We start from the raw sequence: 23,589 nt of genomic DNA on the forward strand, positions 1-23,589 counted from the left end.
CCACCTCATGACTCGCCCAGGCCTGCCGCTGACCCACGTGCTGCTCGCTCTCGCCGTGGTGGCGGTGTGGGGCACCAACTTCGTGGTCATCCGCATCGGCCTCGACCACCTGCCGCCGCTGACCTTCGCGGTGCTGCGCTTCACCTTCGCCCTGCTGCCGGCGGTGTTCTTCCTGAAGAAGCCGGACGTGCCGTGGAAAAACCTCGCCGCCTACGGCGTCCTGATCGGCGCCGGCCAGTTCGGCCTGCTCTACATCGCGATCAACGGGTTCATCTCCCCGGGCCTGGCTTCGCTGGTCGTCCAGACCCAGGTGTTCTTCACCATCGGCCTGGCCATGTGGTTGGCCAAGGAGCGCCTGCGCAGCTTCCAGATCGCCGCCCTGGCGCTGGCGGCCGTCGGGCTTCTGGTTATCGTCAGCCACAACACTGACGCCTCGGTGACGCCGATTGGCCTAGTCTTGGTCCTGGCCGCCGCGGCCAGCTGGGCCGGCGGCAACGCCTTCTCCCGAGCCGCCGGCCAGGTGAACATGCTCGCCTATGTGGTCTGGGCCAGCCTGTTCTCCGTCCCGCCCCTCCTCATCCTCGCCCTGGTCTTCGAAGGCCCTGCCGCCATGATCGAGGGCGTCCGCGCCGCCGACGCCGCCACCTGGGCCGCGGTGCTCTGGCAATCGGTGGGCAACACCTTGTTCGGTTACGCCGCCTGGGGCTGGCTGCTGTCGCGCCACCCGGCTGCGACCATCACCCCGATGGCCATGCTGGTCCCGGTGTTCGGCATGGGCGCCTCAGCCGTGTTCCTCGGCGAGAGCCTGCCCGCGTGGAAGCTGATGGCCGCCGCCCTGGTGATGAGCGGCCTGGCGCTGAATATCTTCTGGCCGCGCCTGGAACGGCGCCTCGTGCGAGCTTAGCTTTCCGGGCGAGGAGATCGCCCATGCCCGAGCGCAAGACCGTCGACGCCTTCACCGCCCAGGTTCTGTCGGGCGATCATGTCGGCGCCATCCGCGATTGGTATCACGACGACACCTCGATGCAGGAAAATCAGGGTGCTCCCCGCGTCGGCCGCGATCTGCTGATGGACGGGGAAGCCCGCACCCTGGCCCGGATGGCCAGCGTCGGAACCGAGCTCCTCGCCCCGCCGCTCATCGACGGCGACACGGTCGTCATCCGCTGGCGCTTCACCTTCACCCCGCACGAGGGACCGGCCAAAGCCATGGAGGAAGTCGCCTGGCAGACCTGGCGCGGCGACAAGATCGCCCGCGAGACCTTCTTCTACGACCCGCGCCAGATGGCCTAGGCCTACTCCGGCACAGCCTCGATGATCACGAAGGCCTGCGCATAGGGGTGGTCGTCGGTCAGCGACAGGTGGATCACCGCCTTGTGGCCAGGCGGCGTCATCTTCGCCAGCCGCTCGGCCGCGCCGCCGGTCAGCGCCATGGTCGGCTGGCCCGAACGCATATTGACAACGCCCATGTCGCGCCAGAACACGCCCGCTCGCATGCCGGTGCCCAGCGCCTTGGCGCAGGCTTCCTTGGCCGCAAACCGCTTGGCGTAGCTCGAAGCGCGGTCCGGCTTGCGCTCCGAGCGCGTCCGCTCGATCTCGGTGAAGATGCGGTTCGTGAAGCGCTCGCCGAACCGCGCCAGCGTGTCGGAGACGCGGCGGATGTCGGACAGATCGGACCCGATGCCGATGATCACGCTGCTTTCCCCACCCGCGCTTCATCCATCAACGCGCGCATGCGGTGGATCGCCGGCGAGAGGCCTACGAAGATCGCCTCGCCGATCAGGAAGTGGCCGATGTTCAGCTCCATCACTTCCGGGATCGCCGCGATCGGCTTGACGGTCTCGTAGTCGATGCCATGCCCGGCGTGCACTTCCAGGCCCAGGCGTCCCGCTTCCGCCGCAGCGGCCCGCAAGCCCTCCAGCAGGGCCGGCGCGTCCGGCGAGCGCTCACGGACGGCGTCGCAATAGGCCCCGGTATGGAACTCGACCACCTGCGCGCCCATGGCCTTGGCGGCGGCGGCCTGTGCGGGGTCAGCGTCGATGAAGCACGAGACCCGCACGCCGGCGGCGACCAGTTTGCTGACCACCGGAGCGATGTGGTTGTGACCGCCGACCACGTCGAGGCCGCCCTCGGTCGTGCGTTCCTCGCGCCGTTCAGGCACCAGGCACGCCGCATGCGGCAGGTGGGCCAGGGCGATGGCCTCCATCTCCTGCGTCACCGCCATCTCGAAATTGAGCGGCCGGCCGCGCTTGCGGGTGATCGCCGCCAGCGCCTCGATGTCGGCGTCGGAGATGTGGCGCCGGTCCTCGCGCAGGTGGGCGGTGATGCCGTCGGCCCCGGCGGCGATGGCCAGTTCGGCCGCGCGCACCGGATCGGGATAGCTGCTGCCACGGGCGTTCCGGATGGTCGCCACATGGTCGATGTTCACGCCCAGCCGCAGCTTGCTCACTTGCTCAGTCTCCGGCTGCCAGGGTCCTCGACCGGGATCGCCGCCAGCTCGGGCGGCAGTTGGTCGGCCGGATAGGCCGGCACGTCCAGCCGCGCCAGGGCCACGAACGGCGCCCCCGGATCGGCGCGGCCGCCGGACCGATCGACGATGCAGGCCGCGACCACGACGTTGCCGCCGGCCTTCTTGATGGCTTCCACGCACTCCCGCGACGACAGGCCGGTCGAGACGATGTCCTCGACCATGGCGATCCGCGCGCCTGGCGGGATCTCGAACGCCCGGCGCAGCTTGAACTCGCCGCCCTCGCGCTCGACGTACATCGACGGCACGCCCAGCTGTCGCGCGGTCTCGTAGCCGGGAATGATCCCGCCCACGGCCGGCGAGATGCAGAGGTCGACCTCGCCCACCGCTTCCTTGATCTTCTCGGCCAGCGCCTTGCACAGCCGCGCGGTGCGCTCGGGATACTGGAACACCAGGTTCTTCTGCAGGAACGTCCCTGAGTGCAGGCCGCTCGACAGCACGAAATGGCCTTCGCGCAGCGCGCCCGAGGCGCGGAACTCTTCCAGGACGTCGTCAGTGTTCATGTGGGGTCTCCTGACCTTGCGGATTACCGAACGCCCGGCATGCTGTCATCGACCAATTCGCGTCGGGAGGACGGACCGGTGAAGCTGTTCCAGACCTATGACTCGCCATTCCCCAGCCGAGTGCGCTTGCTGCTCTACGCCAAGGGGATCGAGGTCGAGATCATCCACCCGCCCGGCTTCGGCGCGTCGGAGGAAACCAAGGCCGAGTATCTGAAGGTCAATCCGATCGGCCGGGTTCCGACCCTTGTGCTCGACGACGGCCGCGCCCTGCCCGAGTCCGAAGTGATCTGCGAATACCTCGAGGACGCCTATCCCGAGCCCGCGCTGCGGCCCGCCGATCCCTGGGCGCGGGCGCAGATGCGGTTGCTGGCGCGGATCTGCGACTTCTACGTGGTCATGGCGATGGTTCCGCTCTTCACCCTCGCCGGCCGCTCGCGCCGCCACTGGGAGCCGGCCGTCGTCGAGGCGGCCGCCGGCAAGCTGGCCGAGGCCCTAGCCTACCTGGAGACCTTCATCGGAACCGAGGGCTATGCTGTCGGCCAGGGCCTGACCCAGGCGGACGGCGCCATCGCCCCGCAGCTGGTGCTGGCCAGCGAGTGGATCCCCAGCGTGTTCGGCACGCCCGATCCGCTGTTCGCCCTTCCCCGCTTGGCCGCTTACTGGAAGGCCATCCAGACCGACCCGATCGTCGCCCGCATCCTGGACGAAACCCGTCAGGGCATCGTGGTTCAGCAACAGACGGCCCGCGACCGAGCCGCCAAGGCGGTCTGACCGGCGCCGCCAGGAGTTGAACTCCACCACCGGCCTCGCCACATGAGCGCCACGAAGCGCCCGCAGATAACAGCGTCGTGCGGATTCGCTTCGGCGTTCAAAACAGGGTTGGGTGGTGGTGATGCGTAGCAAGGTCCTTCTCGCAGGGGCGCTCGGCGTGGTCGTCATCTCCACCGCATCCCTAGCCGCAGAAGCCGCCGCCGCGCCCCGCCACCCCGTCGTGCTTGACCGCTTCGTCTACGGCGCCGAGGCCTGGGGCCGCTGGGGCCTTCAGCGCATCAAGCCGGGCCGCCTGACCGAGGTGACGAGGCTAGCGCGCTGGACCCTGTCCCTGCGCCACCAGAGGATCGACATCTGCAGCATCAAGATCTTCTGCCGGTCCAAGCCAGCTGAAGAGCTCAAGACTGCCGAAGCCGCCCAGCCCAAACCCAAGGCCGCCGGCCCCATCGCGCCGGGCCTCCCCGCCCGCATCCACTACGGCGCGCCCTAGCCCCCGAAACCCGCCAGATCAGGCCGCCGGCCGTTCCAGCCTGACACCGCCTCGAACGCCGCCGCCAGGGCGACGACCGAGACCTCGTCCGCCATCCGCCCCATGATCTGCAGGCCGGCCGGCAATCCCGAGCTGGTCAGCCCCATCGGCACGCTCGCGGCCGGCAGGTCCAGGTAGTTGCCGGCCCGGGTCATCGCCGAAAACGGCGAGGCGGTCTCGTCGACGTCCTCGATCGGCGGAGCCGGGATCGGCAGCGTCGGCGAGAGCAGCGCGTCGTAGGGCGACATCCAGTCCTGAAACTCCCGCTGGTCGGCCGCGCGGCGCGCCAGCGCCTGGGCCAACTGGGCGTCGGTCACGTCGCGTCCGCCCTCGAAGCGCTTGACCACCCAGCGGTCCATGAGCTCGCCATTGGCCTCGATATGCGCGCCGCGCACCCGCCAGCCTTCGGCCGCCATCAGCCAGCCGTTGGGGATGAAGTAGTCGGCGAACGGCCGCGGCGTCCGCGCGGTCTCGATCTGCACGCCCAAGTCCGCCAGCCGTCCGATGGCGGCGCGATAGAGCTCGGCGACCTGCGGATCGATCGGCGACATCGCCTCCATCGGCAGCACCGCCACCTTCCAGCCGCGCACGTCGGCGGCCAGCGCCGCCTGTGCGTCGAACTGCGGGCGCGTCGCGCCAGCTCCGTCCGGACCGGAGATGATCTCCAGCACCCGGGCGGCGTCGGCCACTGAGCGCGCCAGCGGCCCCAGCGTGTCCAGGCTGGGCGCCAGGTCGTGCACGCCGCGCGTCGACACCAGCCCGCGTCCCGGCTTTAGGCCCACCACGCCGCACGCGGCGGCCGGAATGCGGATCGAGCCGCCGGTGTCGGTGCCCAGCGCGACGTCGCAGAGTCCACTCGCCACCGCCACCGCCGAGCCGCTGGACGAGCCGCCCGGCGCCCGGTGCGCCGCCGCGTCCCAGGGGTTCCACGGCGCGCCGACCGAGCGGTTGGTGCCCCAGCCGCCGAAGGCCAGTTCCACCGTGTGGGTCTTGCCCACGGCCACGTAGCCGGCGTCCAGCAGCCGCTGCACGGCCACGGCATTCAGCGCCGGCGCGACGTCCAGCGGAACCACCCCGCCGCCCCCCGTGGGGACGCCCGCCACGTCGATCAGGTCCTTGATGGCGAAGGTCGGTCCGTCGCCGGAGCCCAGCGGCGGGTCGAACACCTGGGTGAAGGCGTGCAGCCGCCCGCCCAACCGGCGACGCGCGTCGGGGCTCACCATGTCCAGCTCCAGTCCTTGGCGCTCACCCGGCAACCGCCGTCGCTCCAGCCGGTCCAGCCGCGCCCGCGCACCACCTGGCCGGCCAGCTGTCCGGTCGGCTCCCCGTCCTTCAAGGCCTGCTTGCCGTTGACGAACACGTCGCTGACCCCGACCGCGAACTGCTTGGGCTGCTCATAGGTGCCGACGTCGCCGATCGTCGCCGGATCGAACACCACTACGTCGGCATAGTAGCCGGCCTTCAACATTCCGCGGTCCTTCAAACCCAGGTTCTGGGCGGGAAACGCCGACAGTCGCCGGACCGCGTCAGCCAGGCTGGTGGTCTTCTCTTCGCGCACGTACTTGCCCAGCAGCCGCGCAAAGTTGCCATAGGCGCGCGGATGGGTGCTCGACTTCAGGAACACCCCCTCCGGCGCCTGGGCCGAGGCGTCCGACCCGAAGCTCATCCAGGGCAGCGCCGTCTGGCGCGCCACGTTCTGCTCGGACATCAGGAAGTAGACGACCTGCACCCGGCTGCCGTCCTCGATCACCAGGTCGATGGCCGCGTCCTCGGGCGAGACGCCACGTTCCTTGGCGACCTGCGCCAGGGTCTTGCCGGTCAGCCCCTTCATCGCCGGGTTCTTGAAACCGACCAGCAGCGTGCCCTCCGCACCGGCATGGCGGTAGAGGTTCTCGAAGTCCGGCTTTTCCCGCCGCATTTCGGCGATGACCTTGGCGCGGGTGGTCGGGTCCTTCATCCGCCCGATCCAGCTCTCGACACCGCCGGCCTGCACCCATGGCGGCATGGCCGCATCCAGCCCGGTCGAGCCGGCGGTGTAGGTGTACATGTCCGCCGTGATCCGGTGGCCCGCCGCCCGCGCCGCCTCGATACGGGCGATGGCCGGGTCCAGCTTGTCCCAGTTGGTCTTGCCGGCCTGCTTCAGGTGATAGATCTCGGCCGGCGCCCCGGACTGCTTGGAGATCTCGATCAGCTCGTCGATCGCCTCCAGCAGCCGATCGGCCTCCGAACGCATGTGGCTGATGTAGATCCCGCCGCAGCGCCCCGCCTCGCTCGCCAGCGCCGCCAGCTCCGGCGTCTCGGCATAGCTCGCAGGCGCATAGATCAGCGACGAGCCGACCCCCAACGCCCCGTCCTGCATCGCGTCCACCACCAGCTGGCGCATCGCCGCCAGTTGCTCGGGGGTCGGATCGACGTCGCCCTCGCCCAACACGTGCTCGCGCACCGTCGCGGCCCCGACGAACGAGGCCACGTTCAGCGCCGATCCGCGCCGGGTGAGCCAGGTCAGATACTCGTCCAGGCTGGTCCAGCCGATGTCGTACTTGATGTCGCCCATGCGCTGGGTTTCCAGCCGCTTCATCTCCGGGCTCAGCGGTCCCATCGACGTCCCCTCGCCCATCACCTCCAGCGTCACGCCCTGCTTGAGGTCCGACAGCCCGCGGGGGTCGGCGATCAGGCTCTCGGTCGCCCACGACAGCATGTTGATGAAGCCGGGCGACACCGCCTTGCCGCCGGCGTCGATCACCGTGCGCGCGCTCTCGGGCGCCTTGGGACCGACATAGGCGATGCGGTCCTCGGCGATCGCCACCTCGCCCCTGAACGGCGGCTGGCCCGAGCCGTCATAGATCTGCGCGTTGCGGATCAGGACGTCATAGGCGGGCGGCGATGTCGCCTGGGCGGCGGTGGTGGCGAGCAGGAAGGCGGCGAGCGCGAGCGGCTTGTGCATGCCGCGCATGTGACGGGAGAATCCGCGTCGTGTCAGGCCCCCGCAGAACGGGCGCCGCGAGGAAATTTCCACCTGGCCGGGAACCGATCCGCGCCTGCGCGGTTGAAAGGCATGTCTACGGACAGCCCGATCCCCGAAACGCAAACTCGAGATCGGCCGAAAGCCCAGGAGCGCCTCGCCGGCCTTCTGGGCTTTTTTGTCGCCCTTCGTCCGTCCGCGGATTTTTCTCGTCTGGCCAGGAACCCACCGGCGCGGTCACCCGTTGATCAGACGGTTGGAGATGAAAATCGAAAACCAGCCCGACAAATCAGCCAGCGATGGAAAACGATAGTCGGACTTGAAGCCCGGTGGGTCCTAGACCCCCGGGCTTCGCTGTTTTTGGGCCCGGTTCCACCGTCGCGCCCATCGGAACGCCCGCCGTTCCCGGCCGTTTGCCGCAGAGGCCGGCCCGCGTCGCCGGCTCCCCCAAAGTACGGAGTCCCGACATGAAAGTCGCCGATTGCATGACCCGCAACGTCAAGATGGCCAGCCCGCAGGAGACCCTTCGCGACGCCGCGCGGATAATGGCCGAGCTCGACGCCGGCATCCTCCCCGTCGCCGACGGCGACCGGCTGGTCGGCATGATCACTGACCGCGACATCTGCGTACGCGGCATCGCACATGGCAAGGGCCCGGACGCCAAGGTCGCCGAGGTCATGAGCCGCGAGGTTAAATACTGCTTCGAGGACGACGACAGCGACGCCGTCCTGCGCAACATGGGCGATATCCAGGTGCGCCGCCTGCCGGTGCTCAACCGCGACAAGCGGCTGATCGGCATCGTCTCACTGGCCGACCTCGCCTCCATCGGCCAGACCTCCCGCACCGGCGAGGCGCTCGGCGGCATCGTGCGGCCCGGCGGCGAACACTCGCAGTCTATTCACTGATCGCGAGCGCGGCGCTCTCCGAGCGGGAGCGCCGTTCCCTCACCCCTTGGCGCGGTCGACCGTCTCGATGCTGGGATAGGCGCGCAGCGCCGCGGCGATATGGGTCAGGTGCCGGGCGTCCTTGACCTCGACATCGAAGTCGACGTCGAAGAAGTCCGACTGTCGCCGGTGCATGCGTAGGTTGACGATGTTGCCGCCCGCCTCGCCGATCGCCGTACAGGCCTGGCCCAGCACCCCTGGCGCATTGCGGATCGTCGCCGTCAGCTTGGACAGCGTCACGGTGTTGCGCTCGGCCTCCGCCGTCCACTGCAGGTCACGCCACAGCTCTTCGCGGTCCTCGAACTCGGCCAGCCGCGCGCAGTCGATGGTGTGAACCGTCAGGCCCGTGCCGTCCGGCTCCAGGATCCCGACGATGCGGTCGCCCGGCACCGGCGTGCAGCACTGGCCGAAGTTCAGCGACACCCCGGGCGTCAGTCCCCCGCCGCGCACATAGAGCCGCGCGCCCTTGCCGCCCTCGATCCGGCGCGTGGCCACGGCGGCCTCGCGGTCCGCCGCCTTCAGACCGGGGAAGATGACGTCGAGCACCTGGGTCGGCGAGATCCGTCCGCGCCCGACCAGCTCGAACAGGTCCTCCTCGGCCGGCACCGCGAACCGCTCCAGCGACGGCTTGAGCAGCACGTCCTTGCGCGACTTGCCGGCCCGCTCGAAGGTCTGGTCCAGGCTCGCCCGGCCCAACCGCACGAACTCCTCGCGCTCGGTCTGGCGGATATGGCGGCGGATCGCCGAGCGCGCACGCCCCGTCACGGTCAGCGAGCGCCAGTCCGGCGGCACCACAGGCTTGGGCCCGCGGATCACCTCGACCACGTCGCCGTTCTGCAGCGTCGTGCGCAGCGGCTTGAGCTCGCCGTTGATCTTCACCCCGATGCAGGTGTCGCCGACGTCGGTGTGGACCGCATAGGCGAAGTCCAGCGGCATGGCCCCGCGCGGCAGGCTGACCAACCGGCCCTTCGGCGTGAACACGAAGACCTGGTCGAGATACATCTCGAGCTTGGCGTGCTCGACCAGTTCCTCGACGTCGCCGCCGTGCTCCAGCACCTGGACCAGATGGCGCAGGTTGACCAGCGGGTCGCGCCCGCCGCCGGCGGCCTGGTCCTCAGGATCAAAGCCATAGGACGAATTCTTGTAGCGCCAGTGGGCCGCGACGCCATCCTCGGCGATCCGATCCATGGTCTCGGTGCGGATCTGCATCTCGATCCGCATGCCCTTGGGCCCCACGACCGTCGTATGCAGCGAGCGGTAGTTGTTGCGCTTGGGGGTCGAGATGAAGTCCTTGAAACGCTCGGGCACGCTCGGCCAGGCGCGGTGGATCACCCCCAGGGCCGCATAACAATCGGCCTCGGTATCGACGATCACCCGGAAGGCGTAGATGTCGGAAAGCTGAGAAAAACCAATCGATTTGCGCTGCAGCTTACGCCAGATCGAATAGGCGTTCTTCTCGCGGCCAAAGACCCGCGCCGGAATGCCGGCGGCCTCCAGCTTGGCGGCGATTTCGCCCGAGACGATCGACACCGCCGCGCCCTGCTCGATGCGCAGCGCTTCGAGCCGCCGGCCGATCGCGTCGCGCGCCACCGGGTTCAGATGTTCGAAGCACAGCTCTTCGAGCTCGGTGCAGATGCGATGACAGCCGATCGAGCGGGCCAGCGGCGCGTAGATGTCCAGGGTCTCGCGGGCGATCCGCTCACGTTTGGCCGGGCTGGAGATGTAGTGCAGCGTCCGCATGTTGTGCAGGCGGTCGGCCAGCTTGACCATCAGGACGCGCACGTCCTTGGAAATGGCCAGGATGAACTTGCGCAGGTTCTCGGCCTGCTTGGTCCGCTCGCTGTTGAGTTCCAGCTTGGTGAGCTTGGTCACCCCCTCGACCAACTCGGTGATCTCGGGCCCGAACAGGCCGCGGATGTCGTCGGGCGTGACCGGGGTGTCCTCGATCACGTCGTGCAGCAGGGCGGTGACTATGGTGGCGGTGTCGAGCCGATAGTCGGTCAGGATCCCCGCCACCTCGATCGGGTGGGCGAAATAGGGATCGCCGGACGCACGCTTCTGCGACCCATGCATGCGCATGGCGTAGACATAGGCGCGGTTCAGCACCGACTCGTCGGCGGTCGGATCGTACGAGCGGACCTTGTCGATCAGCTCGTACTGCCGAAGCATCTTCGGCCGCTGCTTGGCGACCGGCGCATCAGTTTTGTCGGCGGGCGGTTGTTGAGGCGCCGCCGTGACAGTGAGGGGTTCTGCGCCTTCTGGGCTCAGTACCGCTCCTCCTGGCCGCCGTCACGGTCGCTCTGAAGCGCGCGAACCAGTTCCAGCTCGCTCATCTGCATGTGGGTCGGATCCGCCAGCAGGGCCAGGGTTTCGGCCTCTTCCTCGGCTTCCGAACGCTCATCGACCCGCTGCAGCGTGCCGATCAGGTTTTCGCGCAGCTCCTCGGCGTCCACCACGTCGTCGGCGATCTCACGCAGCGACACGACCGGGTTCTTGTCGTTGTCGCGGTCGACCAACAGCGGGGCGCCGGCCGAAATGGCGCGGGCGCGATGCGCCGCCAGCAGCACGAGGCTGAAGCGGTTGGGGACCTTCTCGACGCAATCTTCGACGGTGACGCGGGCCATGGAATCCTCAGAGGGGCGGTAGAACCGAACAAAATAGAGGCTTCGCGGCGATTGTGCAACGCCGCAAGCCCGGCGAGCGACGGGTTAGATGCCGCAGAGCCCGGCCTCACGCAGCACGTCGTCCGTGGTTTCGAACATCGCGCTGGGCCGCTGCGCCTGCAGAATCTCCGGCGTAGCGTAGCCCCAGGTCACCGCCCCCGCCGCCAGGCGCATGCGCCGCGCCGCCTCGATATCGCGCACCTCGTCGCCCACACTGAGCACGTCGGCCTCGCCCACGCCGGCCGCCCGGATCACCTGGCGGAACTTGGTCGCCTTGCCGAAAATGGACGCGCCGCAGCCGTAATGCGCGACCAGCCCGGCCAGCTCAGGGCCCAGCACCTGGCGCACCACCGCCTCGCTGTTCGAGCTGACGATGGCCACCTTCACCCCCCGCGCAGCCAGGCGCCGCAGCATGTCGGCGACCCCGGGAAACAGATTGATCGACGGCGCGGCCTCCGCGGCCAGCCGGCGCATGTGCGCGGCGATGAACGGCAGCTTCCACGGATTGACCTTCAGGGTCTGCATGATCTCGCGACTGGGCCGCCCGCGCAGCCTCGCCATCTCGGCCAGGCCGATCTCGCGGAAGCCGTAACGGCGCGCCACGCCGTTCAGCGCGCCGGCGAACCAGGCCGCGCTGTCGGCCAGTGTCCCGTCAAAGTCGAAGATGATGAGCCGATAGCCCACGGGACGATCCTGCCGCCTCGAGAAGGGGCCGCGCCGTATACCTGCATGACGGGCGCGTCAACTTTGCAGAGCGCCCTGCGACGTTAAAGCGGCGCCGCGTCGAGGCCGACGGTGGCGCTGGCGGCCAGTTCCGCCGCCGTCCGGCCCAGCACCGGATGGCGCCACTCTGGCGCGATCTGCGCCAGCGGCCCCATGACGAACAGCCGCTCATGCGCCCGCGGATGCGGCAAGGTCAGCTCGGGGTCGTTGGAGACGATTCGGCCATGGGCGATGAGATCGAGATCGAGGGTCCGCGGGGCGTTCCGGGCGCTGCGCATGCGCCCGAATTCGTTCTCCAGCATGAACAATGTTCGGATAAGCGCCTGGGGCGAAAGCCGAGCCTCGACAAGCACAACGCCGTTGCGATACTCCTGATCGCTCGGGTCGGGCCAGGCGGCGGAGCGCCACCAGGACGACCGACGCAGGATGGGCAATCCCGCCTCCGCGAAACGAGCGAGCGCCGCCTCGAGAAGGGCTTCGGACGAACCATAGTCGCCGGCGACATTCCCGCCCAAGGCGACAACCGCAGCATCGTCCGGATCTACGCCCAGAGACATTTTCGCAGGATTATTCGCACTCATGACTTTCTACCCCACGGACAGGCTGGCGCTCTTCATTGACGGAGCGAACCTGTACTCCGCCGCCAAGGGGCTGGGCTTCGATATCGACTATCGCAAGCTGCTGGAAGAGTTCCGCAAGCGCGGCGTGCTGGTGCGCGCCTACTACTACACCGCCCTGGTCGAGGATCAGGAGTATTCGCCGATCCGCCCGCTGGTCGACTGGCTCGACTACAACGGCTTCCGCCTGGTGACGAAGCCGGCCCGCGAGTACACCGACGCTCAGGGGCGCAAGCGCTGGCGCGGCGACATGGACGTCGAGATCGCCGTCGACATGATGGAGATGGCCGCCCACGCCGACCATCTGGTGCTGTTCTCCGGCGACGGCGACTTCCGGGTCCTGGTCGAGGCGGTTCAGCGCCGGGGCGCCCGCGTCACCGTGGTCTCGACCGTCAAGTCGCAGCCGCCGATGGCCTCCGACGACCTGCGCCGCCAGGCCGACAACTTCGTGGACCTCGCCGACCTGGCCGACATCATCGGCCGGCCCTCGCGCCTCCCGCGCTTCATCCAGGAAAGCCGCGCCGCCCGCGACGAGCACGACGTCGACGCCGAGCTCTGATGTCGGTTGAGCTCTGGGGCGCCGAGCCGCCCCGTGATTGCCCGCTATGCCCGCGCCTGGTCGCCTATCGCCAGGCCAACGCCGCCCAGAACCCCGACTGGTGGAACGGCCCTGCCCCATCCTTCGTCCCGGTCGGCGGGCCGCAGAGCGTGCGCCTGCTGGTCGCGGGATTGGCGCCCGGTCGCACCGGCGCCAACCGCACCGGTCGCCCGTTCACCGGCGACCATGCGGGCTGGATGCTCTACGACACCCTCTTCAAGACCGGGTTCGCCAACGACAAGTTTGACGCCCGCACCGATGACGGGCTCGAACTCTACGAGTGCATGATCACCAATGCGGTCCGCTGCGCCCCGCCGGGCAACAAGCCCGAGACCAGCGAAGAGAACACCTGCCGCCCGTTCCTGACCCAGCGGTTCAAGGACCTGCCCAACCTGAAGGTGATCGTCACCCTGGGCGACGTCGCACGGCGCAATGTCCTGAAGGCGCTGGGCCTGAAGGCGTCGGCCGGCATCCCCGGCCACGGCTCGGAATTCCAGGCCGGCCCCTACGTCGTGCTGAACAGCTATCATTGTTCGCGGCTCAACACGAACACCGGCCGCCTCACCGCCGAGATGTTCGAGGCCGTGTTCCGCCGCGCGCGCGAGCTGATCGACGCCGCCTGAACCGAAACGCGCGCCCACATACCCGCGTTAGTTGAATGTTGTTTCGCCGCTTGCGGAATCCGGCGAAACCCCACGCGGGACAAGATGTCCCCCTCGCGCTCGCCTTCGAGCCGATGGCCAACTGGGGGGGTAATCTCGTGCGCACACTTTCCGCGGCTGTCCTGACGACAGCGCTTTCCATCCTGCCCATCGCGGCTCAGGCGACCACCTACGCCGGCAGCGACGACGGCGCTTCGACCGCCGGTCCGTTCACCAACTCGGCCGCCGCCGAGGCCAGCTTCCTGGCCGACGCCGCCAGCTATGGCGCGCTGACCTCGCTCGACTTTGAGAATTTCGCAGCCGGCTACTCGACCAACTACGCCGCGCCCGGCGCGTCGCTGACCCTGACCGGTCCGAACTTCGGCGCTGGGTTCAGCGGCGTCAGCAATACGACCGCCGGCGACCTGTACGGCTTCAACGTGACCGCCGGCGGCTCGCAGTGGCTGGGCTTCCCGAACGGCACGCTGACCTTCAACTTCGACCAGATCAGCCACGCCTTCGGCTTCTACGCCACCGGCGTCCAAAGCGCCTTCGGCGCGACGATCCAGGTCAACTACAACAACGGCTCGAGCCAGACCTTTGACCTCGCGGCGAACGCGAACGGCGGCGCCAGCTACTTCGGCTTCACCGACGCCCAAGGCTTCAACAGCATCACCATCAGCCGGCCCGGCAGCGACGCCTGGGGCGTCGACAACGTCACCTATGGCGTCGGCTCGGCGGTTCCGGAACCGGCCACCTGGGCGATGATGATCACCGGCTTCGGTCTCGCCGGCACGGCCCTGCGCCGCCGCCGCAGCCTGGCGCTCGCCGCCTAAGACGGCTCAGGCTTGGCGGCTCCAGTAGAAGTATCGCCAGGCTTTCGCGAACCCGGCGCGCCGGTACAGGCTGCGCGCGCCGGCGTTCGCTTCCTCGACCTGCAGGAACACGCGCTCCAGGCCCCGCGCCTGGGCCGCGCCGGCCAGACCCGCCAGCACCCGTCCAGCCAGCCCCTCTCCGCGCCGCGAGGCGTCGGTGCGCATTCCATGCACGCTGGCCCAGCCATGGCCGAAAGCGGCCACGCCGACCGCCAGGGTCAGGTCGCCCTCGGCGATCCCGCCATAGACGGCGTCGGGCGAGCGCGTCAGCGCCGCCACCCGGTTGCGGCCGTCGGCCTCGTCGAAGCCCTCGCTCGTGAACACCCGCGCCCAGCCCGCGTCGGGCGCGCTGGCGACGCTAGCCGCCTCGCCGCGCGCCGCCGCGATCATTCCTGCCGCGCCGCCAACCTTCACCAGGGTCGGTTGTTCGAAGCCATAGCCGCGCCGCGCCAGCTCGGCCCGCACAGCCTCCAGACCCGGCTCGTCGGCGATCCGGAACGCCGGCGTTAGACCGCGCTCAGCATAGGCCGCTTCGATCTGGCCGATCACACGGGGATCGGCCGCCAGCTCGTGGCTCAGCGGAACCGCGCTGGCCGCCCGGCGAATGGTGCCGTCGTTCAGGGCGACCAGCCAACCGCCGATCTCCAGCACCTCTCGCGGCGCCACCGCCGCGACGGTCGCCCGCTCGATGGCTTCGACGTCAGCCACGGTCGCGCAGCAGCCGGGCCTTGTCGCGCTGCCAATCGCGCTCGGCGGTGGCCTCGCGCTTGTCGTGCAGCTTCTTGCCCTTGGCCAAGGCGATCTCCAGCTTGGCCAGCCCTTTTTCGTTCCAATAGAGCTTGGTCGGGATGATCGTGCGGCCTTCGCGCGTCACCGCCCCGATCAGCTTGTCCAACTGCTTGCGGTGCAGCAGCAGCTTCCGGTGCCGCCGCGGCTCGTGATTGAAGCGGTTGGCCTGAGCGAAGGGCGGGATGTCGGCGTTGATCAGCACGACCTCGTCGCCCTCTACCGAGGCGTAGGACTCAGCGATGTTGGCCCGGCCAGTGCGCAGCGACTTGACCTCCGATCCGGTCAGCATCAGCCCTGCCTCGAAGGTCTCTTCGAGGAAGTAGTCGAACCGCGCACGGCGGTTTTCTGCGATCAGCTTACCGGACATCAGATGACGCCGGCTTCCCTCATCCCGGCCAGCACTTCGGCGCGCGAAGCCTCCGACGCCGGCACGATCGGCAGGCGCGCGTCCTCGGCGCAGAGGCCCAGGTGCGAGAGCGCGAACTTGGTCGGGGCCGGCGAAGCGTCCGAGAACAGCGAACGGTGCAGCCGGAACAGGCGGTCCTGCCAGTAAAGGGCGGTCTTCCAATCGTCGCCCATGGCGGCGTTGTAGAAGGTGGCGCAGAGGTCGGGCGCCACATTGGCGGTGACCGAGATGCAGCCGTGGCCGCCGTGGGCCATGTAGCCGAGCGCCGTCAGGTCGTCGCCCGTCAGCAGCACCCAGTCCTCGCCGCACAGCTGGCGCTGCACGGTGGCGCGGGTCATGTCGGCGGTGGCGTCCTTGATGCCGACGATGTTCGGCAGCTTGGACAGGCGCCCCAGGGTCTCGTTGCTGATGTCGACCGCCGTGCGGCCAGGCACGTTGTAGACCAGCACCGGCAGCTGCACGGCTTCGTTGATCGCCGCATAGTGGGCGTAGAGGCCCTCTTGGTTCGGGCGGTTGTAGTACGGCGTCACCACCAGGGCGGCGTCGGCGCCGATGGTCTTGGCGTGACGGACCAGCTCGATCGCCTCGGCCGTCGAGTTGGAGCCGGCGCCGGCGACCACCGGCACGCGGCCGGCGGCGGTCTTGACCGCCAGTTCGACCACCCGGCGGTGCTCGTCATGGGAAAGGGTCGCGGTCTCGCCGGTGGTGCCCACGGGCACGATGCCGTGGACGCCGCCCGCGATCTGACGCTCGACGAGGGCGACAAACGCCTTCTCGTCCACCGCGCCATCGCGGAACGGAGTCACCAGGGCCGGCATCACGCCCTTGAACAAGGTATCTGACATGGTCTGCAAAAAGCCGTGAAAGCGAGGCCAGTTGTTGCGGCCTCATGATTTGGCCGGACAATATGGCGGGGCGCCCCCGCGCCGCAACATAGTTTCATTCTTCCGCGAGACCGGAGTACGTCACCTTGCCGTCCAAGGCCCGTAAAGCTTTTCTGACCACCGCCTCGATCGCCCTGCTGGCCACCATGGCCAACGCCCAGGCGCCGACTCAGGGCGCGCCGGCTCAGGGGGCTTACCGGCCGTTCTCCGGACCCGAGCGGCCGCCGGCCGAAGGGCCGCGCCCGATCGAGCTGACCCAGACCCCGCCGACCGCCTACCGCCAGTCGCTGTCGATGACCGATTCCGCGACGCTCAGCTCGGCCCTGGCCGCAGCCAGGCGCGGCGACGTCACCACCGCCCGGGCCGGGATCGCCGCCCTCTCCGATCCGATCGCCAAGAAGCTCGCCACCTGGGCGCTGGTCGATTCCGCCGTGGAATCGATGTCGTTCTTCGAAGTCGACCAGGCTCGTCGCGACCTCGCCGGCTGGCCGCGCGCCAACCGCCGCCAACTCGGCGCCGAGAAGCTGCTGGAGATCTCCGGCCAGACCCCGCAACAGGTCATCGCCTGGTTCGGCGGCTCCGAGCCGCAGACCGCCGAGGGCGCCATGGCCCTGGCCAGCGCCTACCAGGCCACGGGCCGCCAGAAGGAGGCCGAGGACCTGATCCGCCGCTTCTGGCGCGACAAGCTGTTCGAGGCGACGCCCCAACGCACCATGCTGGCCCGGTTCGGGTCGATGCTGACGCCCGAAGACCACGTCCGCCGCGCCGACATCCTGCTCTATGGGCCCCAGGGGCCCGCCGCGCGCGAGATCCTGCCGCTGTTGCCGCCCGACCAGCTCCAGGTCGCCCAGGTGCGGATGGCCTATCGCGCGGGATCCTCGGCCGCCAACGACCAGGCGAACGCCCTGCCCGGCAGCCTTTCCAACGACCCGGGCGTCGCCTTCGAGCGCGCCAGCTTCTACCGCCAGCGCAACCTCGAGACCCTGGCCCTGGCCAATATCCGCTACTTCCCGACCGACCTTGCACACGGCGACATGGCCGACCGCATCTGGGCCGAGCGCTACCGCCTGATCCTCTACGCGCTGCGCAACAGCGATTACGCCGGGGCCTACGCCGCCGCCGCAGGCAGCGGCCTGACCACCGGAGCCCCCGCCGCCGACGCCGAGTTCTACGCGGGTTGGATCGCGCTCACCCGGCTGAAGCGGCCCGACCAGGCCGCCGTCCACTTCGCCAACCTGGAACGGATCGGTCAGTCGCCGATCACCCGCGGCCGCGCCTTCTACTGGCAGGGCCGCACCGCCGAGGCGCGCGGCGACCAGGCCGCGGCCAGGGCGTTCTATGCGTCCGGCGCCAAGTTCAACACGACCTTCTACGGCCAACTCTCCACCGAAAAACTCGGCCAGCCGCTGGTGCTCGGCTCCGATCCGCAGGTGACCCAGGCCGACCGCGCCCGCTTCGAAAGCCGCGACACCGTCCGCGCCGCCCGCCTGCTGTACGAGATCGGCGCCCGCGACCTCTTCAAGACCTTTGTCCTGGCCCTCGACGACATCCTGCCGACGGTCGAGGAACAGGCTCTGCTGGTCGACCTGGCGCGCGGCTACGGCGACCAGGACACCTCGATGAAGGTGGTGCGCACCGCCGCCCAGCGTGGCTTCATCCTGCCCGAACGCGGCTACCCGCTGCGCAATCCGCCACCGGTGGCCGGCGCGCCGGAGCCGGCCCTGACCCTGGGCATCACCCGCCAGGAGAGCGGCTTCGACCCGATGGCCCGCTCGGGCGCCGACGCCCGCGGCATGATGCAGCTGCTGCCGGCCACGGCGGCCAGCACCGCCCGAGGCCTGGGCATGAGCTACGACGTTTCGATGCTCTGGCAGCCCGACTACAACATGCAGCTGGGCCAGGCCTTCCTCGGCCGGCAGATCAATAACTTCTCGGGCTCGTATCCGATGGCGATCGCCGCCTACAACGCCGGCCCCGGCCGCCCGCCGCAGTGGGTCCAGTTCTGCGGCGATCCCCGCGGCGGCGCCACCGATCCCGTCGACTTCGTCGAGTGCATCCCGTTCTCGGAGACCCGCAACTACGTGATGCGGGTCATGGAAGGCATGCAGGTCTACCGCGCTCGGCTTGCCGGCGGCTCAGCCCCGATCACCCTCAGCGCCGACCTCAAGCGCGGCTCCTACGGCGGCTATGCCGGCCCGGTCGGACCGCAGCCGCCGTTGCCGGTCGGCGGGGCCAGCACGCCGGTCCCCAACCCCTAGGACCTAGTGCCCGCCGCCTGGCCCGGCCGCCCGCTTGGGTCGCGGGGCCAGCCAAATGGTCGTCGCGGCGATGGCGAAGACCACCGCGGTCGTCAGGAACATCAGGTTGGTCGACAGCATCACCGCCTGGCTCTGCACCAGCCCTTCCAACTGCCGCAGCGCCTGGTCGGCCGAGAAGCCCTGCGCGACCATGCCGTCCAGCGCTGACTGCGGCTGGTTCAGCGCCCCGACCAGCTCGGCGCGCTTGGCGCTGGCCTGGTTCTCCCATGACGTGGTCATCAGCGAGGTCGCGAACGCCCCGGCCACCACGCGCAGGAAGTTGGCGATCCCGGCCGCCGCGGCCGTCTCCTCTTCGTCGACGGCCCCCAGCGCGATGCTCTGGGTCGGGATGAAGAAGAACGGCATGGCGAAGCCCAGCGCCAGCTGCGGCAGGGCGATCGCCATAAAGTCGGCGTTGGTGGCGAAGTGGCTGCGCCAGATGGCGACGCCGGCCATCCAGAACACTCCGAATGAGACCAGCGCCCGTGGATCGCGCTTGGCGACCTGGCTGGCGACGATCGGCGACATGACCACAGCCAGCACGCCCTGGAACGCCGCCGCATAGCCGGCCCAGGTGGCGGTGTAGCCCATGTTGGTCTGTAGCCAGAGCGGCAGGATCACCACGCTGGCGAAGAACGCCCCGAAGGTGAGACTCAGCGTCGTCACGCCTATCGAAAAGCCGCGATGGCGGAACACCCGCAGGTTCACGATCGGGTTCTCGGCGGTCAGCTCCCAGATCAGGAAGGACACGAAGCCCACCGCCGCCACGATCGCCAGACCGACGATGAACGACGAGGCGAACCAGTCGTGCTCCTTGCCGGTGTCGAGCATGATCTGCAGCGCGCCGACCCAGACGATCAGCAGCGTCAGGCCCATGTAGTCGACCGGCACGCGGCGCGTCGCGCCCTGGCGCGCGATCAGCGCGCGATAGGCCAGGAACGCCACCCCGAAGGCGACGGGGATGTTGATGAAAAAGATCCAGTGCCAGCCGATGGTGTCGGAGATCGTGCCGCCCAGGATCGGCCCGGCGATCGGGCCGACCACCGTAGTCATGCTCCACAGGCCCAGCGCCTGGGGCGCTTTCTCCTTGGGGAAGATCTGCAGCAGCAGGGTCTGCGACATCGGCATGATCGGCCCGCCGCACAGGCCCTGCAGCACGCGGGCGAACACCAGGAAGCCGAAGGTCGGGGCCAGACCGCAGAGGATCGAACAGACCCCGAATCCGACCAGGCCGAACACGAACACCTTCACCGCCCCGAACCGCTGGGCCAGCCAGCCGGACAGCGGCACGGTGATGGCCTCGGCCACCGAATAGGAGGTGATGACCCAGGTGCCCTGGCTGGGCGACACGGCCAGGCCGCCGGCGATGTGCGGCACCGCCACGTTGGCGATGGTGATGTCCAGCACCACCATGAAGTTGGCCAGGCCGAGCAGCAGCCCGGTGACCAGCAGCGCCATCCCGGTCAGGGGCGCCGGCGCCGGCGTCGATTGGCTCTGGCTCACGGGCCTCGCCCCTTACTTCGAGATGTCGATCACAGCGTCCATGGACAGACCGACGCGCAGCGGATGCTCGGCCAATTCCTTGGGATCTAGGGCGATGCGGACGGGCACGCGCTGGACCACCTTGATCCAGTTGCCGGTGGCGTTCTGGGCCGGGATCAGCGCGAACGCCGAGCCGGTGCCGCCGCCGAGGCCGGCGACCTTGCCGTGGAACTTCACGCCCTTGCCGTAGAGATCGCTGGTCAGTTCGACCGGCTGGCCGGGGCGCACCTTGCGCAGCTGCACTTCCTTGAAGTTGGCGTCCACATAGGCGGTCTGGATCGGCACGATGCTCATCACCGGCGCGCCGTTGGCGACCTTCTGGCCGACCACCACGCTCTTGCGCGCCACCACCCCGTCGACCGGCGAGCGGATCGTGGTGCGGACCAGGTCGAGCTCGGCCTGGGCCAGCTTGGCGCGGGCGGCGGCGACCTCGGGGTTGTCCTCGACATTGGTCCCGGCGACCAGGGCGTTGGCGGCCTTCTGCTGGCCAGCCGACTGCGCGGCTGCGGCCTTGGCCTGGGCCAGGCCCGCCTGCGCAGCGGCCAGCGCGGCCTTGGCGGCCTGATAGCGGTTCTCGGCCTGGGTCAGCTCGTCGCCCGACACCGCGCCGGATTCGGCCAGGTTGCGGCGACGGCCGTACTCGACCTCGGCCCGCGAATAGTCGGACCGGGCGCTGGCCAGCATCGCCTCGGCGCGGGCGATGTCGGCGCCCCGCGCTGCGGTCTGGGCGCCCAGCGCCTCGTCGTTGGCGAAGTACTGCCCCACCCGGCGCTGCGCCTGGCCGAGCTCGGCGCGGGCGCGGTCGACGGCCAGCTGGAAGTCGGCCGGATCGATCACCGTGATCACCTGGCCGGCCTTGACCACCGTGGTCTCACCGACCGGAGCCTGCACGATCGGACCGGCGACCAGCGCCGTCACCTGGGCGGTGTCGGCGTTCACATAGGCGTTGTCGGTCGCCACATGGCGCGAACCGACCAGGACGTAGTAGCCCCCCCAGATCACCGCACCGGCAAGGACGACGCCGCCGAGGATCATGAACAGGCGCTTGCGCCGCGCGCCATTGGCGGGCGGCGCGGTCGCAACGGCGGCCGCGGGCTGGAGATGCGATCCGATGTCGTCGGGCATGGGAGACCTTTCCGGGGGAGGACGGAAAACGGTTGGGGTCAGGCGGCCCGGAAGCCGCCGCCAAGGGCGCGGACCAGGGCTGCATCAAGGGTGAGCGCGCGCGATTCCAAGTCGGCGGCGGCCCGCCGCTGCAGGATCACGGCGTTCTCGGCGGTCAGCACCGAGGTGTAGGAGTTCAGGCCGCCTTCGTAGCGCAGGCGGGCGATGCGATAAGCTTCCTCGCCCTTGGCCAAGGCCTCGCGCGCGGCTTCCAGCCGGACGGCCAGCGCCCGTTCGCTGACGGCGGCGTCGGCCACCTCCTTCAGCGCCTGAGTGAGGGTGGCGTCATAGGCGCCGACCGCGGCGTCGTACTCGGCCCGCGCGCCGCGATAGGCGCCTGACAGTCGTCCGCCCTGGAAGATCGGCAGGCTGACCGCCAGACCGGCTTGGCCGATGTCCGACCCGCTCTCGGTCAGCATGTCCAGGCCCAGCGACTGGGCGCCGATGAAGGCTGCGAGATTTACGTTCGGATAGAAGGACTTGCGGGCGACATCGATGCGCTTGCCAGCCGCCTCGGCGCGCAGCCGCGCCGCGACGATGTCGGGGCGACGTCCGATCAGGTCGGCCGCCAGGTTCGAGGGCAGCCCGAACTCGCGCACCGCCGGCGCCTGAGGCTTGGCGATCGCCAGGCCGCGGTCGGGACCGGCGCCCAGCAGGGCGGCGATCGCATCGCGGGCCAGGCCGACCTGCTCCTTCGCGGCGGCCAGTTCCTGGTTGGCGCTCGCCAGTCCGGATTCGGCCTGCCGCAGTTCGCCCTTGTTGGCCGCGCCATTCTCGACCTGCTGGGCGACCAGCTTGCGGGTGGCTTCGCGGTTGGCCTGGGCCTGCACCGCCGCGTCCTCGACGGCGAAGGCGCGCTGCAGTTCGGCATAGGCCCCGACCACCGAGGTCGTCAGCATCAACCGCGCCTGGGCGGCATCCATCTCGGCGGCGGTGGCTTCCGACGTCGCGGCGGCCAGCGCCGCGCGATTCTTGCCCCAGAGGTCGAGATCGAAGGTCAGATCCAGCGCCGCGCGGCCGGTGTCGTTATAGCCTTCCGGCACGAAGTCGGGCGGAATGCCGTTGTTGTAGCTCTGCTTGGCCTGCGCGGCCTGGGCGTTCAGCGCCACGCTGGGCAGCAGCGCCGCCCGGCTTTGCTGCGCCCTCGCCTGCGCCGCCCGCACCCGGGCCTGCGCCTGCACGAGGTTCGGAGCCCCGGCCAGCGCCTCGTCGACCAGGGTGTCGAGCTGGGCGTCGCCATAGCTCTTCCACCACTGGTCGGCTGGCCACTCCACGGGAGGAGCCTCGAAACTCGAAGTTGCGGCATAGGCCTGCGCCGGCCGGACCTGGGGGGCTGGACCAAGGTCGGGAACGGCCGCGCAGCCCGCCAAAAGGAGGGCCGCCGTCACGGGGGGAAGGATCAGGCGTGCCATGCCGCGTCTCGAGAATCGACTGGAGTGACGTGCGGTCTAGAAAACCGTACGGTACGGTCATATGTTCCTCGCACTGGACCTCGTCAAGGACAAACCGTACAGGATGGTCAGATGACAGCCGCCCCCATGAGCCGGCGCGAAGAACGCCGCGATGAACGCCGCGACGGCATTCTCGACGTCGCGCGCGACTGCTTCCTGGCCGACGGCTACGCGGCGACGTCGATGTCGACCATCGCCGCACGCCTGGGCGGGTCGAAGGGCACGCTCTACAACTACTTCAAATCCAAGGAAGAGCTGTTCGAGGCGGTCATGCAGCGCCAGTGCGGCGCCCTTGCCGAGACTCTGTTCGACGTCGAACACGAGGGCGACGACGCCCGCGAGCGCCTCGAGCATTTCGGCGCGGCGTTCCTGAAGCTGCTGCTGACCCCGGAATCGATCGGCATCCACCGCGTCGTCGTCGGCGAGAGCGGCCGCTTCCCGGAAGTCGGCCGCATGTTCTACGACATGGGCCCCAAGGTGATCCTGACCAAGATGGCGGCCTACGTGTCGGACCTGATGGACCAGGGATCCCTGCGCCGCGCCGACCCGTTCGTCGCCGCCCAGCAGTTCAAGGACCTGACCATCTCCGGCGTGCTCCAGCCGCGCACCTGGGGCGTCCTTACCGGCGAACTCACCGACACCGAGGTCGAAGACCAGGTGACGACCGCCGTCGACACCTTCCTCCGCGCCTATCGGCCGGACTAGC

25 protein-coding genes are annotated in these 23,589 nt (G+C 69.3%); 10 read left to right on the top strand and 15 right to left on the bottom strand.

Annotation, left to right across the window (positions count from 1 at the left end; genetic code table 11):
* Positions 1 to 7 precede the first annotated feature (7 nt).
* Together C0481_RS10610 and C0481_RS10615 are read left to right on the top strand one after the other, a co-directional pair.
* On the top strand, positions 8 to 904 hold the full coding sequence (locus tag C0481_RS10610; RefSeq protein ID WP_293403439.1) for an EamA family transporter: 897 nt from the start codon (positions 8 to 10) through the stop codon (positions 902 to 904).
* Between the two features lie 23 nt (positions 905 to 927).
* Complete coding sequence (locus C0481_RS10615) at positions 928 to 1,290, top strand: nuclear transport factor 2 family protein (protein WP_293403441.1); 363 nt, start codon at positions 928 to 930, stop codon at positions 1,288 to 1,290.
* Between the two features lie 2 nt (positions 1,291 to 1,292).
* On the opposite strand, the gene acpS is transcribed toward C0481_RS10615, so the two are convergent.
* Genes acpS through pyrE form a run of 3 tightly spaced genes read right to left on the bottom strand, consistent with a single transcriptional unit; the run spans position 1,293 to position 3,027 of the window.
* Positions 1,293 to 1,691: a holo-ACP synthase gene (gene acpS, locus C0481_RS10620; RefSeq protein WP_293403443.1), complete on the bottom strand. Its 399-nt coding sequence runs from the start codon at positions 1,689 to 1,691 to the stop codon at positions 1,293 to 1,295.
* Positions 1,688 to 2,446, bottom strand: coding sequence for a pyridoxine 5'-phosphate synthase (locus tag C0481_RS10625; protein WP_293403445.1), 759 nt, complete (start codon positions 2,444 to 2,446; stop codon positions 1,688 to 1,690). The genes acpS and C0481_RS10625 overlap by 4 nt, the downstream gene beginning before the upstream one ends.
* On the bottom strand, positions 2,443 to 3,027 hold the full coding sequence (gene pyrE / locus C0481_RS10630) for an orotate phosphoribosyltransferase (protein WP_293403447.1): 585 nt from the start codon (positions 3,025 to 3,027) through the stop codon (positions 2,443 to 2,445). The genes C0481_RS10625 and pyrE overlap by 4 nt, the downstream gene beginning before the upstream one ends.
* 39 nt (positions 3,028 to 3,066) lie before the next feature.
* Here pyrE and C0481_RS10635 point away from each other — a divergent pair, with 39 nt between their 5' ends.
* Entirely contained in the window at positions 3,067 to 3,798 is a 732-nt protein-coding gene (locus tag C0481_RS10635; RefSeq protein ID WP_293403449.1) for a glutathione S-transferase family protein, read from the top strand.
* 121 nt (positions 3,799 to 3,919) lie between these two features.
* Positions 3,920 to 4,288 (top strand): hypothetical protein, encoded by a 369-nt coding sequence (locus C0481_RS10640; protein WP_293403451.1) that lies wholly within the window; start codon positions 3,920 to 3,922, stop codon positions 4,286 to 4,288.
* On the opposite strand, the gene C0481_RS10645 is transcribed toward C0481_RS10640, so the two are convergent.
* Together C0481_RS10645 and C0481_RS10650 are read right to left on the bottom strand one after the other, a co-directional pair.
* Positions 4,285 to 5,550, bottom strand: a complete 1,266-nt coding sequence (locus C0481_RS10645; RefSeq protein WP_293403453.1) for an amidase — start codon at positions 5,548 to 5,550, stop codon at positions 4,285 to 4,287. The two genes, C0481_RS10640 and C0481_RS10645, sit on opposite strands and share 4 nt — an antisense overlap.
* A complete protein-coding gene (locus C0481_RS10650; RefSeq protein ID WP_293403455.1) occupies positions 5,544 to 7,271 on the bottom strand; it encodes a D-aminoacylase in 1,728 nt (575 codons plus the stop codon). The genes C0481_RS10645 and C0481_RS10650 overlap by 7 nt, the downstream gene beginning before the upstream one ends.
* A 485-nt stretch (positions 7,272 to 7,756) precedes the next feature.
* Here C0481_RS10650 and C0481_RS10655 point away from each other — a divergent pair, with 485 nt between their 5' ends.
* A complete protein-coding gene (locus tag C0481_RS10655) occupies positions 7,757 to 8,194 on the top strand; it encodes a CBS domain-containing protein (RefSeq protein WP_293403457.1) in 438 nt (145 codons plus the stop codon).
* Between the two features lie 39 nt (positions 8,195 to 8,233).
* On the opposite strand, the gene C0481_RS10660 is transcribed toward C0481_RS10655, so the two are convergent.
* The 4 genes from C0481_RS10660 to folK form a co-directional block, all read right to left on the bottom strand.
* Positions 8,234 to 10,402: a bifunctional (p)ppGpp synthetase/guanosine-3',5'-bis(diphosphate) 3'-pyrophosphohydrolase gene (locus C0481_RS10660; RefSeq protein WP_293403459.1), complete on the bottom strand. Its 2,169-nt coding sequence runs from the start codon at positions 10,400 to 10,402 to the stop codon at positions 8,234 to 8,236.
* Positions 10,403 to 10,497: 95 nt separating this feature from the next.
* The gene (gene rpoZ / locus C0481_RS10665; protein WP_293403461.1) at positions 10,498 to 10,857 is read right to left on the bottom strand and encodes a DNA-directed RNA polymerase subunit omega; all 360 of its coding nucleotides are present in this window, start codon (positions 10,855 to 10,857) and stop codon (positions 10,498 to 10,500) included.
* An 84-nt stretch (positions 10,858 to 10,941) separates the two neighbouring features.
* Positions 10,942 to 11,580 (bottom strand): HAD hydrolase-like protein, encoded by a 639-nt coding sequence (locus C0481_RS10670; RefSeq protein ID WP_293403463.1) that lies wholly within the window; start codon positions 11,578 to 11,580, stop codon positions 10,942 to 10,944.
* Positions 11,581 to 11,663: 83 nt separating this feature from the next.
* Positions 11,664 to 12,200 carry a 2-amino-4-hydroxy-6-hydroxymethyldihydropteridine diphosphokinase gene (folK, locus tag C0481_RS10675; protein WP_363223420.1) on the bottom strand — a complete coding sequence of 179 codons (537 nt, stop codon included), beginning with the start codon at positions 12,198 to 12,200 and terminating at the stop codon, positions 11,664 to 11,666.
* On the opposite strand from folK, the gene C0481_RS10680 reads away from it, so the two are divergent.
* The 3 genes from C0481_RS10680 to C0481_RS10690 all read left to right on the top strand — a co-directional run bounded on the left by C0481_RS10680 (position 12,199) and on the right by C0481_RS10690 (position 14,311).
* Positions 12,199 to 12,795: an NYN domain-containing protein gene (locus C0481_RS10680; protein WP_056018351.1), complete on the top strand. Its 597-nt coding sequence runs from the start codon at positions 12,199 to 12,201 to the stop codon at positions 12,793 to 12,795. The genes folK and C0481_RS10680 overlap by 2 nt on opposite strands.
* The gene (locus C0481_RS10685) at positions 12,795 to 13,457 is read left to right on the top strand and encodes a uracil-DNA glycosylase (protein WP_293403468.1); all 663 of its coding nucleotides are present in this window, start codon (positions 12,795 to 12,797) and stop codon (positions 13,455 to 13,457) included. Before C0481_RS10680 ends, C0481_RS10685 begins: the two co-directional genes overlap by 1 nt.
* A 137-nt stretch (positions 13,458 to 13,594) precedes the next feature.
* Complete coding sequence (locus C0481_RS10690) at positions 13,595 to 14,311, top strand: PEPxxWA-CTERM sorting domain-containing protein (RefSeq protein ID WP_293403470.1); 717 nt, start codon at positions 13,595 to 13,597, stop codon at positions 14,309 to 14,311.
* Positions 14,312 to 14,317: 6 nt separating this feature from the next.
* On the opposite strand, the gene C0481_RS10695 is transcribed toward C0481_RS10690, so the two are convergent.
* From C0481_RS10695 to dapA, 3 genes are read right to left on the bottom strand one after another with little or no spacing between them, the layout of a single operon-like run.
* Positions 14,318 to 15,058, bottom strand: coding sequence for a GNAT family N-acetyltransferase (locus tag C0481_RS10695; RefSeq protein ID WP_293403472.1), 741 nt, complete (start codon positions 15,056 to 15,058; stop codon positions 14,318 to 14,320).
* Positions 15,051 to 15,506, bottom strand: coding sequence for an SsrA-binding protein SmpB (gene smpB / locus C0481_RS10700; RefSeq protein WP_293403474.1), 456 nt, complete (start codon positions 15,504 to 15,506; stop codon positions 15,051 to 15,053). Before smpB ends, C0481_RS10695 begins: the two co-directional genes overlap by 8 nt.
* Positions 15,506 to 16,390, bottom strand: a complete 885-nt coding sequence (dapA, locus tag C0481_RS10705; RefSeq protein WP_293403476.1) for a 4-hydroxy-tetrahydrodipicolinate synthase — start codon at positions 16,388 to 16,390, stop codon at positions 15,506 to 15,508. The genes smpB and dapA overlap by 1 nt, the downstream gene beginning before the upstream one ends.
* Before the next feature lie 125 nt (positions 16,391 to 16,515).
* Between dapA and C0481_RS10710 the strand changes: the two genes are divergently transcribed.
* Complete coding sequence (locus C0481_RS10710; protein ID WP_293403478.1) at positions 16,516 to 18,687, top strand: lytic transglycosylase domain-containing protein; 2,172 nt, start codon at positions 16,516 to 16,518, stop codon at positions 18,685 to 18,687.
* A 3-nt stretch (positions 18,688 to 18,690) separates the two neighbouring features.
* Here the strand turns inward: C0481_RS10710 and C0481_RS10715 are convergent, their stop codons facing one another.
* The 3 genes from C0481_RS10715 to C0481_RS10725 are packed head-to-tail and all read right to left on the bottom strand — an operon-like array spanning position 18,691 to position 22,844.
* A complete protein-coding gene (locus C0481_RS10715) occupies positions 18,691 to 20,229 on the bottom strand; it encodes a DHA2 family efflux MFS transporter permease subunit (RefSeq protein ID WP_293403480.1) in 1,539 nt (512 codons plus the stop codon).
* Positions 20,230 to 20,241: 12 nt separating this feature from the next.
* Complete coding sequence (locus C0481_RS10720; protein ID WP_293403482.1) at positions 20,242 to 21,393, bottom strand: HlyD family efflux transporter periplasmic adaptor subunit; 1,152 nt, start codon at positions 21,391 to 21,393, stop codon at positions 20,242 to 20,244.
* Between the two features lie 38 nt (positions 21,394 to 21,431).
* Positions 21,432 to 22,844, bottom strand: a complete 1,413-nt coding sequence (locus C0481_RS10725; protein WP_293403484.1) for an efflux transporter outer membrane subunit — start codon at positions 22,842 to 22,844, stop codon at positions 21,432 to 21,434.
* Between the two features lie 111 nt (positions 22,845 to 22,955).
* Between C0481_RS10725 and C0481_RS10730 the strand changes: the two genes are divergently transcribed.
* On the top strand, positions 22,956 to 23,588 hold the full coding sequence (locus C0481_RS10730; protein ID WP_293403486.1) for a TetR/AcrR family transcriptional regulator: 633 nt from the start codon (positions 22,956 to 22,958) through the stop codon (positions 23,586 to 23,588).
* Position 23,589 lies beyond the last annotated feature (1 nt).

Source organism: Phenylobacterium sp., assembly GCF_013822795.1.
GTDB lineage: Bacteria > Pseudomonadota > Alphaproteobacteria > Caulobacterales > Caulobacteraceae > Phenylobacterium.